We start from the raw sequence: 13,783 nt of genomic DNA, 5'->3' as shown, positions 1-13,783 counted from the left end.
ATGTATCGATCAAACATGCAGGCTTCAAAACGCCACAAAATGTGAAGTAAACTTGATCGGGTACAGCAGAACCTTCCTCATCCGCTTAGGAACCGTACAATCAAAACGATTGATCGGCATTCGGAACAGCAAGAATTTCAGCAGATCCCGACAGCAAGCCAGAGAAAAAGCTGCGATCAGGTATGTCATCATGACCTGCTGGAAAACCATCGTACCTGAGGAATACGTTGAATGTCCCAAGGATGACGACAACCCTCTGGATATAGGATCGATAGTAATGAAGGGACTGACCGAAGCCACTGCCAGCGCAAGCAGAATGAACAGCAAAAAAAACAACCGTATGCCTTTATTCTTGATACGCATGGTTATCCCTCCCTTAACCCTTATCCATTCATTATATAGAATTTTGCTAATGAAATCCATTATCTCATCCAAACCGTGTGAAAACGCTCATTTGTTTCCTTTTTCCGATTCCAGAATTTACCCCTTTATTCGATTTCTTCATCCTTGATAGAATGGTTAGTGCAACTAGAATAACATACAGGAGGTAACAAATGAAAAATATGATCGTTTCATCCGTATTGGCCGGAACCTTTTTATTTAGCGGAGTCGCTGCTGCAAACGCTCCCAATCAATACATAGCCACGGACTCTGATACGCTCTGGACCGTTTCGCAAAAGCTGAATATTAAACTGTCCGATCTGATAGCGGCCAACCCTAACCTGGACCCGCAAAACATTTATGCAGGCGTGGTGATCCATCTTCCCCGCTCCACCGCTCAAAAACAGAGCTGGGAAGCCAAAGCCGATGCCGTCATTGCAACGGGGTTGAAACAGCTTGGAACACCGTATGTATTTGGCGGAGATACGCCGTATGTTGCTTTTGACTGCTCGGGATTTGTCCAATATTCCTTTAATCAAAACGGATTCAACCTTCCTCATTCTGCAGCATTGATCAGCCAAATGGGGACGCCTGTAAATAAATCCGATCTTCGCAAAGGCGATCTGGTATTTCTGTACGGAACCTATACCAGAGGAGTTTCTCACGTGGCCATCTATCTTGGGAACAATAAAATACTCCATGCAAGCACCTACGGAGGGACCAAAGAAGTCAAAATCACTCCCCTTTTCGGTACGCCTTATTATGATGCGCATTATTGGGGTGCTCGCCGTTTGATCCACTAGCAGACAACAAGCGGATGACCCTCGGCTTGCTGCTTATAAGGGCGGCTGTTTTTTGACCAGTGCGGATACAGGCAAAAATTGAATTTCCTTCTTTAATTTAGGGATGACATCTCCCAAAACCGCTGCCGTTTTCTTTCGGGTTCCAACATGCCCTATCGCTACGCATTGGTCATGGTCCTTCAAATGCTCCTGAAGCAATGTAATTTGCTTGTAAATATGCTCCCTCGTGTTGATATCATCCAGGAAAATATGGTTTTCAATACAAGGGACTCCGACTTTTGACGCCGTTTTGGAAACAATGCTCCGGTAATTCGTATGGCTGTCCAGAAAATACATCCCTCTTTTTTGGCATTCTTCCAGTATGATGCGAATGATGCGAGCATCGGCCGTCACTTTTGAACCCATGTGATTATTGATGCCGACAGCATGGGGAACATCATCAATCGCGGCGTTAATACGCCGCCTGATTTCCTCTTCGGCGAGGTCGGTCGTAATCGCCCCGGGTCCAAGCCATTTGTCTTTGTTCCCTGACTTGGGCTCCATCGGCATATGGACTATCACTTCATGACCGGCTTGGTGCGCCCATTCCGCATCCCTTTTGGTCGTTGGCAAAAATGGCATAACCGCAACGGTAATCGGAAAAGGCAGGTTCATCATCTCTTTGGTTCCGAACATGTTGTTACCAAAATCGTCAATAACAATAGCAGCCTGTTTGGTCGGAATTGCAATTTCTTGCGCTTCAGCAACCAAGACGGAACCAAGAATCAGCATCACCGCTATACATCCAGTCCAAAATTTCATAACAAACTTCCTTCCCAAGACCATTCATTTACCAATAATATGTTGATTTTCGGTTTGCAATATGCATGGGAAATGACTTTTTAAGGCAACGTTTAACAAAAAAAGCCCCCGTCTTACGATCCCTCCACTTAGAGGCAGCGTAAAAAGAAAGCTTTTGAGGATTCATAGATATCACACTTTGAATTTGCTTATCATTTCCTGCAGATCTTGAGCCATCTTGCTTAAGGATTCCGCAGAGGCTGATATTTCTTCCATGGAGGCATTTTGTTCTTCTGCTGAAGCAGCCACGTTCTGTGTATTTCCTGCCGATTGTTCAGCGATATGTGCCACGCCTTCCATCATTTCCGCCATACTTTGTGAGCTTGAATTCACTTGTTCTATGATAGCAGATACCTCTTGAGATTCGGCAGCAACTTGTTCGATCGCCTTGACGATGTCTCTGAAAGCTTCACCGCTTTGATGAACCATTTGAATACCCTCAAGTATAACATTAGCCCCTTCGTCCATCGATTGAACAGCCTTGTCCGCTTCCGCTTGAACCTCGCCGATCAGTTGACGAATTTGGCCCGCCGCGTCTCCGGATTGTTCTGCTAATTTTCGTACTTCATCGGCAACTACAGCAAAACCTCTTCCATGTTCCCCGGCCCGCGCAGCTTCTATCGCAGCATTAAGAGCTAACAGGTTGGTCTGATTGGATATTTCGGTAATCAACTGAACAATATGACCGATTTCTTTTGACTTTTCGCCAAGCGCATTTATCACCTCTGCGGTGTGTCCCACTGAGCGCTGCATAACATTCATTTGTTCCATAGCCTGCGTCACCACTTTATTTCCAGCGGTTGCTTTTTCGTTAGCTGTTGTAGTCAGATCAGCAACAGATTGAATGGACAAGGCCGCCTGATTCATCCCTCTTAAAATTTCAGCGGCCGCCTGATTCGCTTCCGCGGCGCTGTGAACCTGTTTTTCAGAGCCCAATGCCACCTCTTGAATGGCAATCGATATTTGCTCCGTAGCTTTGCTGGTCTGTTCAGCACTTTCAAATAAATCGTGTGAAGTGGCACTAACCTGCTTGGCATTATTACTTACCTGACCAATCAAATGCCGGAGGTTCATCTTCATTTGATTGAAGGAGTTTGCCAGATCCGCAATTTCATCGCGGTTTTTCACCTTAATATCGTCCCCGGTAAGAATCCCTGATGAAATTTCCTTTGCACTGGCGGCTATAGTTAAAATAGGTTTTTTGATGATTCGAGTAATATATACCCCTATCAATACGGCCAAAATACAAGCAAAAACACTCAGAAAAAGAACGGTAGTCACAACCGAGTCAACTAACTGACGGTTAGCCGCACTTGCTTCTTCCATCAATTTTGCTTGTTCATTGGCGATTTGGTCTGACATGTCCCTTATTTCTCTAGCTAATGGAAATAAAACTTGGTTTGATTGACGTACAGCTTGTTCGGGATTGCTTCTCGCCGAAGCGATTATCGCATCGGATTGCGATTTGAAATCGGCATTCAATATTTGCAGCTTTTGTAATTTAGCCTTGAGTTCTTCACGTTGGACTATTTGGATGGTAGCATTGATCTTCTCGCTCAGATCATTAATAGCGGTTGCTACTATCTCCGATGAACCTTCTTCTTGCATCAACACCCCTCGCATACCGGAAATTTGCCGCGAAGCACTGATTTGCATATCCTTGGCATTGGATAAAATGATGACCCGGCGCTCAACCAAATCGGAATAGGATTCGTCTACCTTCTTGATGTTGTAATACGATATAAAACTAATGATTCCAAGAAGTAAAGAAACACTAAGAAATCCACCCAACATTTTTTTGCCAATCGTAAGCTTCATTCAGTACACCTCATGATACATTTGTTTTATTATCTCATGCTTAATAGGCATTTCTTACTGTAAATATCTATATAAAGGGTTCTCAAAAATAGTCCTAAATCCGGTTCCTCCTTACTTTCGTCAGGTTTCCTGCTGGCATATTTTAGAACTTTAGTCCTGTACTAATATATCACATAATGGGTAAGATGTTGAAGGAAAATTTTAAAATTTATATCAAATTTTCTCCCCAAACCAAAAAGCCCTCGTCTCACGATCCTCTATGCAGAGGAACCGCAAAAAGAAGGCTTTGTTAGGGTCAATGAAATTTTTCAGATCTGCAACTCCCCAAGCTTGATCAGCTCGACAACCGCCTGCGAACGTCCCTTTACGTTGAGTTTTTGCATTACATTCGTGATGTGGTTTGAAAGTGGCATCATTTTAGTATGAGTGCTTCCCACCGGCAGCTTCATCCTCCTGAGCAGCAAGATCTTTCCATTGGGGTCCGAATGTTGTCTTAACAGAAATGTTTCCTTTGCGGTCAACGGTAATCCGCTCAATTAATTTCAAAATAATCAACCGGAGTTCTTCAAATTCATCTTCGTCATCGAAATTCAATGTCACCAAATCGTCCAATGAATCCATGACTTCCTCATATAACTCATTCAAGTTGTTTTTCTTTTCATGGTTATTCCTGAGTTCTTCCAGCCTTTTTTCCAATGCAAAGATATCGGCTTCGTATTGCTGTTTCTCAAATTCATATTGCTTTTCGTCCAAAGTCCCCTGCATTTTTTCTTTTCGAAGTTTAAATAATAGCTTGCGTTGATTTTCAAGCTGCTTTTCAGCATATTGGATTTGTTTACCGCTATCGTCATTATTGATGTTCAATAAGTCTTTATATTTTTCAAATAAATCTTCTGCCAAGCTGCTTTGCGCAACATGATCGGAGATGATGTCAAGCAAATCCTTTTTAAACGGATAATAAGGAAGCCAATAATCATTATGGCATCCTGCAGCTCCTTGCCTCCTCCGTTTGGAACAAATCAAGTATCGATATTCTTTGCCTTCGCGATGGGTTTGCCGGCCTTTTGACCGCAGGGTGACCATGGCCGCCCCGCAGTGGGAGCATTGTATGATACCTGCAAACAAATTTTTATTGTTTCGTATTCCGCCACGTTTCCCGCCACCGCGCTGCAGCCGGATCTCTTGAGCCAGTTTGAACAGCTCTGTATCGATGATCGCTTCATGAGTCACAGGATGAATTGCCCGTTCCCATTTTTCTTGATCCCGTTTGACCAGTTTCTTTGTTCTGTCCGAGAGATCCTCCGTATTATTATAAATCAGTTTGGACTCATACTTGCCGAATACGTTAACTCCTGTATAGGCTTCATTTTGTAATATCCGCTGCACGGAAGAAAGCCCCCAAACACCGCCTTTGGGTGAAGCAATTTTCTTCTCCTCGTTCAGATATTTAACGATTTGTTTCTCTCCCATTTTGTGAGCAGTGTATAGTTGAAATATTAATTGGACAATTCCTTTGGTCTGATCGTCCGGTATTAATGTCTTCTTATTATCTATCATCACTTTTTTATATCCATAAGGAGCCACGCTTCCGATAAAATTTCCTTTCAGAGCGGACTGTCTTATTCCCCGACGGGAGCTGAAGCTGATTTGTTCGCTTAATTTCTGATTGACTGCGGATAGGATCTGAAATTTTAACTCGTCCAAGTCGATAAGAGAATCGAATCCTTCATCCAGTGAAATCAATCTGATCCCAAGCGTATCGACCAATATTCGTTTAAGCGATAATGAATCCAGGGAATCTCTTGAAAAACGCGATAATGAGGCAAAAATGACATTTCGAAATTCCCCTCTTTTCGCATCCAGGATCAGTTGTTGTATGGCAGGGCGATGAACAATAGTCGTACCCGTATCCCTGTCTTCATAGATGAATTGTTCCAAAACTTCCAATTCCATTTGACGCGCTTTTTCCCGGCAAACGGCTTCTTGATGCTCGGGACTGTCTTTTTGGCTTTCCTTCGTCGTACTGACCCTCACGTAAATGGCCGTCTTATTTCCTGTCTCATTCGCAACCCTCATTGCGGAACCTCCAGAATATATCAAACGGATCTCTCGGAGCGAACCGGAAAAGGCCGGTGAATGATACTCCTCTTCCCGTCATCCGCTACACAGCTCGTCTAAACGTCCGGCTTTTTTTTACTCCCCGGCAGACAAAATCTCCCGCGTTTTTCCGGACCGTTTGTTTGGCCAAATCATCAATGATCCGATTCAAATCCGATTCGCCATAAAAAATATTCAAGCGATATGTTTTGGCATCCTGTCGGTTGATCATTTGGAATCTCTCCCTTCGCGCATGACATCATAATGTATTCGTTTCTTAACTTGTACTATGCATGTAAAATAGCGACGAAAAGGGCAGGAGGAAAATCCCCCTGCCCCTTGCGTACCCTATTCATTGCCTCAAATGGCCATTAGACTATAGTATTGTATTTACCCCTGCTTATAATTGAAGCGCCTTTAATTCTTCGTCCGTGAAAACGCGGGAGCGTGTCAGGAACCGGCGTCCTTCCGGTCCCTCCAGCGAGAACATGCCTCCCCTGCCGGGAACGACATCAATGATTAACTGCGTAAACTTCCAGTATTCATATTGGGCCCGGCTCATATAAAAGCGGGCTCCGCCGATTTCCCCCAATAACACGTCATATTCGCCGATCAGAAATTCGCCTTCGCGGTAGCACATCGGAGAGCTGCCGTCGCAGCACCCTCCCGATTGATGGAACATGACAGGACCGTATTTGGCTTTCAAAAACTCGATCAGTTCAAGGGCGGCGTCAGTGGCCAGAACTTTTCGGACTTCTTCCATGACGATGACCTTCTTAGAAGAATCCTAAAGCGTCCGGGCTGTAGCTGACAAGCAGGTTTTTCGTCTGCTGGTAATGGGAAAGCATCATTTTGTGCGTTTCACGGCCAATCCCGGAAACCTTGTAGCCCCCGAATGCCGCGTGCGCCGGATAAGCGTGGTAGCAGTTGGTCCATACGCGGCCGGCCTGTATGCCTCTTCCGAAACGGTAAGCTGTATTGATATCGCGGGTCCATACCCCTGCCCCCAACCCGTACAGGGTGTCATTGGCGATGGATAACGCTTCCTCCTGATCTTTGAACGTCGTTACGGAAACGACCGGCCCGAAAATCTCTTCTTGGAAAATACGCATTTTGTTGTGCCCTTTGAACACGGTCGGCTCAATATAATACCCGCCTTCCAGGTCGCCTTTCAACGACGATCTGTTTCCGCCGATCAGACATTCCGCACCTTCCTGTTTGCCAATGCTGATATAGGACAAAATTTTCTCCACCTGTTCCGAAGATGCCTGAGCTCCGATCATCGTTTCGGTATCGAGCGGATTGCCCTGCTTGATCGCAGCCACGCGCTTTAATGCCCGTTCGATGAACGGTTCGTAAATCGATTCCTGAATCAGGGCGCGGGACGGGCAGGTGCAAATCTCGCCTTGGTTCAGAGCGAACAGCACAAACCCTTCGATAGCCTTATTCAAGAACGCGTCGTCTTTGGCGAAAACGTCTTCAAAAAAGAGATTGGGAGACTTGCCGCCCAATTCCAGCGTAACCGGAATAATGTTTTGTGATGCGTATTGCATAATTAAGCGGCCTGTCGTCGTTTCTCCTGTAAAAGCGATCTTGGCGATGCGGTTGTTTGAAGCAAGAGGCTTGCCTGCTTCCAGCCCGAAGCCGTTGACGATATTCAATACTCCTGGAGGCAGCAAATCGCCGATCAGCTCCGCCAGGACCAGGATGGAAGCTGGCGTTTGCTCCGCTGGCTTCAGCACGATGCAGTTGCCCGCAGCGAGCGCCGGCGCAATCTTCCATGTAGCCATCAACAGCGGGAAATTCCATGGGATGATTTGCCCGACGACGCCTAACGGTTCATGGAAATGATAGGCAACCGTATCGCCGTCCACTTCTCCGAGCGTTCCCTCCTGGGCGCGAATGCAGCCCGCAAAATACCGGAAATGGTCGATTGCCAAAGGAAGGTCGGCAGCCAGCGTTTCCCGGACGGGCTTTCCGTTATCCCAGGTTTCGGCTACGGCAAGCTGCTCCAGATTGGCTTCCATGCGGTCGGCGATTTTTTGCAGAATCAAGGCACGCTGGGCCGCCGATGTGCGCCCCCAGGCGTCCTTGGCGGCATGGGCAGCATCCAGCGCCAATTCGATATCTTCCGCTGTCGAACGGGCCACTTCGCAAAAAATCTGGCCTGTTACCGGCGTGATGTTCTCAAAATATTCCCCTTTGACAGGCGCAACCCATTTTCCCCCGATATAATTGTCGTAGCGCTTTTTAAAAGTAACTTTGGAGCCGGCTTGCCCCGGTTGTGCATAAATCATTTGTACAGCCTCCTTTATATCCATTGATTTTTGACAATAAAAACTAGAGCAAAAGTCGTGCCAATGGAAAATAAACGGCTGTGCCAGCTTTTTTTGTAAGCGCTTATATCGCTTTGCATAGAAATGGAACAGATCGGGTGTTTCATCTTGTTCAAAATAGAACAATCGCATTGAGACTTTCGTTACTTCTCATTTAGAATATATCGGAGCGTCCTCATGGAGATATTTAATTTTTTGCTTAACAACTGCCTGTCTCTATTGGTCTCGGACAATTTTCTTTCAATCACTTTTCTCCCGATTTCCCCTTCCATCTTTCTGATCCTGTCCAATACTTTTTTTAAATGGAGCTGCTCGGCTTGGCTCAGGCCATTGACCAGACTTTGCACAAATTGCTTGGCTTCCCGTTCAATAAAATCTTCGATTTGCCGGTCAATCGGCATGGGGTTGTCGGGATGCTCCGCTCTTTGCAGCAAATATGGCGGAAGATGGTCTGGCTTTAAACACTTGCATTCGTGAATGGCATGCGTCTGATTGAGCACATTGAGGAGCTGTCTCACGTTCCCGGGCCAATCGTACATTTTTAACATCTCCGCTGCATCCGGATCAAGCCGGCACTCGCCTCCATATTTTTTGTCCAGATAGGACTGCGCTATCAACGGAATATCCCCGGGTCTTTCCCGCAACGGAGGAATCGACAATTTCACTCCCTCCAGCCGGTATAAGAGGTCAGAGCGAAATTGTTTGTTTTGGACCTCGGTTTCCAAATTTCGATTGGTGGCCGAGATGAACCGCACATTGCTCTTTTGGATCTCCTCACTGCCCACCCTCATGAACTCTCCCGTCTCTAGCACACGCAGCAATTTTACCTGAATCGAAGTCGGCGCCTCTCCAATCTCATCCAGGAAGAGCGTTCCGTTATTAGCAAGCTCGAAATACCCCTTTCTGGTCCTGATCGCTCCGGAAAACGCCCCTTTTTCATGACCGAACAATTCACTCTCCAGCAGACTTTCCGGCACGGCCCCGCAATTGATGCCGACAAACGGATAGGGGGCTCTCAGACTGGAGCCGTGAATGAATCGGGCCAACAATTCCTTGCCGGTCCCCGTCTCTCCCTCGATCAAAATGTTGATGGCTTTCTTGGCCAGCTTTTCCGCTACGGCTATGACCTTTTGCAGCGGACTTGAATTTGAAAAAATAATTCCGTATTGCGCAGCTTCCATGTTCAGTTTTTCCGTATTGCCGACCGGGTTCAGCAATACGGAATTGATGATGTTTTCCAGGCTTTCCAGGTCATCAAACGGCTTTTCCAAATAGTCTTTGGCCCCCGCTTGTAAGGCCAGCACAGCTGATTTGACGGTGCTGTAACCGGTCATGATCATGACTTCGCAGTCGGGGTACCTGGTTTTAATTTTGGCCAACAAATCCAATCCATTGGCATCAGGCAGCTTCAGATCCACAAGAGCCAGATGAAACGGAGACGGATGCCGGTGAAGCAGCTCATCGACCTCCCTTCCTGAATTCGCAATCGTCACGTCACATCCTTTATCTTCCAAAAAATATCGAAAAAAAGAGGTCACTTCCATTTCATCATCAATGACGAGCACCCTACTCAAAGGATTCCCCTCCTTCATTTTCTTGAATCGGCAGCAGAAGGGAAAACTGGGTGTATTCGTTGACCCTGCTGTCTACCAGAAGCTTTCCTCCATGGGACTCGGCAATGCCCAGACTTACGGAAAGTCCCAGACCGGTACCCTTCATGCTTTCCTTCGTTGTGAAAAAAGGATTGAATATTTGAGAGACGTTATCTTCTTCAATGCCGACTCCGTTGTCGCGCACATAGATCGAAACGAATTGCCGGTCCTCCAAATCGACGAGGCATGTTCCAATGATCACTTCCGGGTTGCTTTTTCCTTGCACCGCGTCTCTCGCATTCAGAAAAAGGTTAATCAGCACCTGTTCGATTTGATTGCGGCTCCCTCTGACGACCGGGAGTGTCGGATCGATTTCCTTCTGTATGGAAATACCGGAAACAGCCAGCTGATATCCCACCAGCCCTAATACGTCATCGATCAAGCCGGAGAGGTGCATGGTTTCCAGCTGATATTCTTCCTGTCTTGAGAATGTCAATAAATTTTGTATGATTTTTTTGCTGCGCAGGCCGCACTGGTAAATATCCTCCAGCATTTTGCCCGGACGCCCGTCTTTCATGTCGCGCATCAGCAGCTGGACATTCCCGAGAATGGCGGTTAACGGACTGTTCAATTCATGGGCGATTCCCGCAGCCATCTCTCCCAAAGCGGCCATTTTTGCAGACTGGATCAGCTGCGCTTCAATGTGGACTTTCTCGCTCACGTCTTTAAACAGGAGGATGTTTTCAATGGAGATCCGCACATGCTCTCCCATACGCCTGTAAAGCTCAAGCTCTTCCCGGGAATACTCCACTTTCTCCCGATTCAAAAGAGTAAGAAATCCGTAGATGTTTCCGGCTTGATATTGCAAACAAACGGACGTGCCATGATGATCCGGTATTTCCTTTTTAAGCAGCTTTTTGAATTCTTCAATCGACATGGCCGTCTTCGTCACCATTCGCCTTTTGACAAAACGGCAGGACCAGCCCGCCGCTTCCGGCTCCGAAATATAAAACAGCAGATCGGAATGGTCGAGAAGCGTCAGGACAAACCGGTCGAAAGAAAGAATTTGTGATAATTGGGCGGCCAGATAGCTGCTGACTTCCTCCCATGATTTGTCCACATGGATCTGTGTTAACCGGTTAATGACTTCCAGCTGCTTGTTCTTTTTCTTCATTTCTTCAACGATAGCGTTTAGTTCGCTGTAATAACTTTTTCTTGAAGATTTAATCCCTGTTAACTTGTCGATCAACTCTTGTTTGCCCGACATCAGATGTCACTCCCCAAAGCATGGCGGAACAGCATTTTCACATCCGACACCTTCATATCCCGCGGGTTCGTCGTCATGCAGGCATCATGAACCGCATTATGGCTCATAAAATCGATCTGTTCTTCCTTCAGGTTCAAACCGGACAAAGAATCGGAGATGCCGAGATCGCCGGCCAATTCCTTAACGGCTCCAATCGCCTTTCTGGCGGCCGCAGTCAGGCTGAGGCCTTCGACGTTTTCACCGAAAGCCTCGGAAATGTTTTTGAATTTCTCGGGACAAGAGATCAAATTATACTCCAATACATAAGGCAGCAAAATCGAATTGACCTCCCCGTGCGGCAGATCCAGCAAACCGCCTAATTGATGTGACATGGCATGAACCGCTCCCAAAATCGAGTTGGAAAAAGCGATCCCTGCCTGAAGGCTGGCCATGGCCATCGCTTCTTTCGCTTCGCGATTGTGCTGGCTTGCCACGGAAGGCCGAAGGTAATTGGCAACCAAGCGAATCGCTTGCAATGAATACCCTTCCGTCATCGGGGTAGCCGCCAGAGAGATATAAGATTCAATGGCATGTGATAAAACGTCCATACCCGTATGTGCCGTTAATCGCGCATCTTTCGTCATCAGGGTCTGCGGGTCAATGATAGCAATATCGGGAATCAGCGATTTGGAAATAATGGTCATTTTCACCTTATGTTTGGAATTGCGGATAATGGAGAACTGGGAAACTTCCGATCCCGACCCTGCCGTCGTCGGCACCATGACCATTGGCGGAAGCGGCCTGGTTACCAGATCGACTCCTTCATATTGTTGGATCGTTCCACTGTTGGTTGCAAGTAAGGCAACGGATTTGGCAGCGTCAATTGCACTTCCTCCCCCGATCCCGACAACCGAATTGCAACCGCTCTCAACATAGGTTCGAACACCTTTTTCCACTTCATAATCCTTGGGGTTGGAGGTGAGTTCCGTCCATAAGCAGTAGTCCAGTTTGCAATCTTTCAAATAGCGGACGGCAAGTTCCACCCAACCGGAATTCAGAACGCCTTTATCGGAGACAACAAAAACCTTTTTCGCTCCCAGTCGAAGCAGGCTTTCCCCGATTTGACTCAGAGCATTCGTACCGAAAATAATTTCCGGTGTCATGAATTTGAAAATACCCATGGCTATTCCTCCTTCATTGCTATTGTACTGTGTAATTTACTTTTTGGTAAACATTTTATAAAAAGCCGAAAAATTGATAGGATAGCCGTTTTTTTGGCTTTACGGCCGAATTTTCGTCATTTCAATGCAAAAAAACATAACGTTTCTGCGTTTTTTAGGATTGGCACAGGTTTTGCGTTTGTATGAAAGTGTTGCATGCAACCCTATAACGTTCATCTTAAAGGAGGATACAAATGAAAGCTGCTATTGTAAATCAATTTCATCAAAAGCTGGAAATCAAGGAAGTGCCGACACCGGAGGTCGGACAAGGGGAAGTACTGGTAAGAATCACGGCTTGCGGAGTTTGCCATACCGACCTGCATGCCGCTCATGGGGATTGGCCCGTGAAACCTAAGCTGCCTTTGATCCCCGGTCATGAAGGCGTTGGCTATGTGGAAAAAGTCGGTCCGGGAGTAAGCTCCCTCAACATCGGGGACAGGGTTGGAATTCCGTGGCTGTTCTCCGCCTGCGGCGAATGCGAGTACTGCTTGACCGGTTGGGAAACGCTATGCAAAAGCCAGTTAAACGGCGGCTATTCGGCCGATGGAGGATACGCGGAATATTGCGTCGCACCCGCCGCCTATGTCGCGAGAATCCCGGACGGCGTATCGGATGAAGAAATTGCCCCGATCCTATGCGCAGGCGTAACCACATATAAAGCCCTGAAGGTTACCGATGCAAAACCGGGAGAATGGGTGGCGATCTATGGCATTGGAGGTCTCGGACATATTGCGCTCCAATATGCGAAGGCGATGGGATTTAACGTCATTGCCGTCGATATCAGCGACGATAAATTGGAACTTGCCAAGCAGTTGGGAGCCGATCTTACCATTAACGGCAAGTCTGTAAATCCTGTAGAAGAAATCGAGAACAAAGTCGGAGGCGCTCATGCCGCCGTGAGCGTGGCCGTCACTCCAAAAGCGTTTGAGCAAGCATACCGTTCCGTAAGACGCGGCGGTACACTGGTGGTCGTCGGTCTTCCGAGCGGCGAGCTGCCGATCCCGATTTTCGATACGGTTCTCAATGGCGTTACAGTAAAAGGTTCGATTGTCGGCACAAGAAAAGACATGCAGGAAGCTTTGGATTTCGCCGCCCGCGGCAAAGTGAAAGCGATCATCGAAACACAGCCTCTGGAAAAGATCAATGAAATTTTTGAACGTATGGAAAAAGGAAACATTAATGGACGGATCGTCTTGACATTCAAATAATGTAAGCGCTTGCCGACGAGTCCATGGTGCCAGAGCCACACAAACACCGTTACGTTATTGGCTTTAGCGGAATCACCATTCCGCTCGGATCCAATGCGTAATGGTGTTTTTTCCGACGACGGATTCAATTATATCTCTTTTGCGTTAAGCTGTAACATTTTGAAACATTCTTGTTCAAAAGAGCACATCTGAATTTCAAGTATGTTATACTACAATCAATATCTCACAAGTGGTTTGTGGAG

Annotated in this window: 12 protein-coding genes and 1 pseudogene; 2 read left to right on the top strand and 11 right to left on the bottom strand. The window is 46.7% G+C overall.

Going from position 1 to position 13,783, the window contains the following annotated elements; translation table 11 throughout:
• Positions 1–24: 24 nt before the first annotated feature.
• Positions 25–363 carry a hypothetical protein gene (locus NR121_RS02680; RefSeq protein ID WP_054818987.1) on the bottom strand — a complete coding sequence of 113 codons (339 nt, stop codon included), beginning with the start codon at positions 361–363 and terminating at the stop codon, positions 25–27.
• Between the two features lie 191 nt (positions 364–554).
• On the opposite strand from NR121_RS02680, the gene NR121_RS02675 reads away from it, so the two are divergent.
• Positions 555–1,184: a C40 family peptidase gene (locus tag NR121_RS02675; RefSeq protein WP_054818986.1), complete on the top strand. Its 630-nt coding sequence runs from the start codon at positions 555–557 to the stop codon at positions 1,182–1,184.
• A 33-nt stretch (positions 1,185–1,217) separates the two neighbouring features.
• On the opposite strand, the gene NR121_RS02670 is transcribed toward NR121_RS02675, so the two are convergent.
• The 10 genes and pseudogenes from NR121_RS02670 to NR121_RS02625 all read right to left on the bottom strand — a co-directional run bounded on the left by NR121_RS02670 (position 1,218) and on the right by NR121_RS02625 (position 12,294).
• On the bottom strand, positions 1,218–1,985 hold the full coding sequence (locus tag NR121_RS02670; RefSeq protein ID WP_235594135.1) for a divergent polysaccharide deacetylase family protein: 768 nt from the start codon (positions 1,983–1,985) through the stop codon (positions 1,218–1,220).
• Positions 1,986–2,156: 171 nt separating this feature from the next.
• Positions 2,157–3,842, bottom strand: a complete 1,686-nt coding sequence (locus tag NR121_RS02665) for a methyl-accepting chemotaxis protein (protein ID WP_062409286.1) — start codon at positions 3,840–3,842, stop codon at positions 2,157–2,159.
• 308 nt (positions 3,843–4,150) lie between these two features.
• Positions 4,151–4,243 (bottom strand): annotated as a pseudogene (locus tag NR121_RS02660) (LuxR C-terminal-related transcriptional regulator); the annotation flags it as partial.
• 16 nt (positions 4,244–4,259) lie between these two features.
• Positions 4,260–5,918 (bottom strand): recombinase family protein, encoded by a 1,659-nt coding sequence (locus NR121_RS02655; RefSeq protein ID WP_054818983.1) that lies wholly within the window; start codon positions 5,916–5,918, stop codon positions 4,260–4,262.
• Positions 5,919–6,003: 85 nt separating this feature from the next.
• Complete coding sequence (locus NR121_RS02650) at positions 6,004–6,171, bottom strand: hypothetical protein (RefSeq protein WP_160327386.1); 168 nt, start codon at positions 6,169–6,171, stop codon at positions 6,004–6,006.
• 168 nt (positions 6,172–6,339) lie between these two features.
• The gene (locus NR121_RS02645; RefSeq protein ID WP_054818982.1) at positions 6,340–6,702 is read right to left on the bottom strand and encodes a DUF779 domain-containing protein; all 363 of its coding nucleotides are present in this window, start codon (positions 6,700–6,702) and stop codon (positions 6,340–6,342) included.
• Between the two features lie 13 nt (positions 6,703–6,715).
• Complete coding sequence (gene adh / locus NR121_RS02640) at positions 6,716–8,236, bottom strand: aldehyde dehydrogenase (RefSeq protein ID WP_062409288.1); 1,521 nt, start codon at positions 8,234–8,236, stop codon at positions 6,716–6,718.
• Between the two features lie 182 nt (positions 8,237–8,418).
• The gene (locus tag NR121_RS02635) at positions 8,419–9,867 is read right to left on the bottom strand and encodes a sigma-54-dependent transcriptional regulator (protein WP_375162501.1); all 1,449 of its coding nucleotides are present in this window, start codon (positions 9,865–9,867) and stop codon (positions 8,419–8,421) included.
• Complete coding sequence (locus tag NR121_RS02630) at positions 9,842–11,134, bottom strand: sensor histidine kinase (protein WP_256830401.1); 1,293 nt, start codon at positions 11,132–11,134, stop codon at positions 9,842–9,844. Before NR121_RS02630 ends, NR121_RS02635 begins: the two co-directional genes overlap by 26 nt.
• The gene (locus NR121_RS02625) at positions 11,134–12,294 is read right to left on the bottom strand and encodes an iron-containing alcohol dehydrogenase (RefSeq protein ID WP_062409291.1); all 1,161 of its coding nucleotides are present in this window, start codon (positions 12,292–12,294) and stop codon (positions 11,134–11,136) included. The genes NR121_RS02630 and NR121_RS02625 overlap by 1 nt, the downstream gene beginning before the upstream one ends.
• Positions 12,295–12,527: 233 nt before the next feature.
• Between NR121_RS02625 and adhP the strand changes: the two genes are divergently transcribed.
• A complete protein-coding gene (adhP, locus tag NR121_RS02620) occupies positions 12,528–13,541 on the top strand; it encodes an alcohol dehydrogenase AdhP (RefSeq protein ID WP_062409292.1) in 1,014 nt (337 codons plus the stop codon).
• The last annotated feature ends 242 nt before the right edge of the window (positions 13,542–13,783 follow it).

Source organism: Paenibacillus sp. Pae15 (assembly GCF_024519685.1).
Lineage (GTDB): Bacteria > Bacillota > Bacilli > Paenibacillales > NBRC-103111 > Paenibacillus_G > Paenibacillus_G naphthalenovorans.
The sequence above is the reverse complement of the archived record's forward strand: the minus strand, read 5'-3'. Positions and strand labels throughout refer to the sequence as shown.

Excerpts from the sequence above, each read along its gene's own strand:
- NR121_RS02645 (WP_054818982.1), bottom strand. The coding sequence starts at position 6,702 with ATGGAAGAAGTCCGAAAAGTTCTGGCCACTGACGCCGCCCTTGAACTG.
- NR121_RS02655 (WP_054818983.1), bottom strand. The coding sequence starts at position 5,918 with ATGAGGGTTGCGAATGAGACAGGAAATAAGACGGCCATTTACGTGAGG.
- NR121_RS02670 (WP_235594135.1), bottom strand. The coding sequence starts at position 1,985 with ATGAAATTTTGGACTGGATGTATAGCGGTGATGCTGATTCTTGGTTCC.
- NR121_RS02665 (WP_062409286.1), bottom strand. The coding sequence starts at position 3,842 with ATGAAGCTTACGATTGGCAAAAAAATGTTGGGTGGATTTCTTAGTGTT.
- NR121_RS02625 (WP_062409291.1), bottom strand. The coding sequence starts at position 12,294 with ATGGGTATTTTCAAATTCATGACACCGGAAATTATTTTCGGTACGAAT.
- NR121_RS02635 (WP_375162501.1), bottom strand. The coding sequence starts at position 9,867 with ATGAAGGAGGGGAATCCTTTGAGTAGGGTGCTCGTCATTGATGATGAA.
- adhP (WP_062409292.1), top strand. The coding sequence starts at position 12,528 with ATGAAAGCTGCTATTGTAAATCAATTTCATCAAAAGCTGGAAATCAAG.
- NR121_RS02675 (WP_054818986.1), top strand. The coding sequence starts at position 555 with ATGAAAAATATGATCGTTTCATCCGTATTGGCCGGAACCTTTTTATTT.
- adh (WP_062409288.1), bottom strand. The coding sequence starts at position 8,236 with ATGATTTATGCACAACCGGGGCAAGCCGGCTCCAAAGTTACTTTTAAA.
- NR121_RS02650 (WP_160327386.1), bottom strand. The coding sequence starts at position 6,171 with ATGATCAACCGACAGGATGCCAAAACATATCGCTTGAATATTTTTTAT.
- NR121_RS02680 (WP_054818987.1), bottom strand. The coding sequence starts at position 363 with ATGCGTATCAAGAATAAAGGCATACGGTTGTTTTTTTTGCTGTTCATT.
- NR121_RS02630 (WP_256830401.1), bottom strand. The coding sequence starts at position 11,134 with ATGTCGGGCAAACAAGAGTTGATCGACAAGTTAACAGGGATTAAATCT.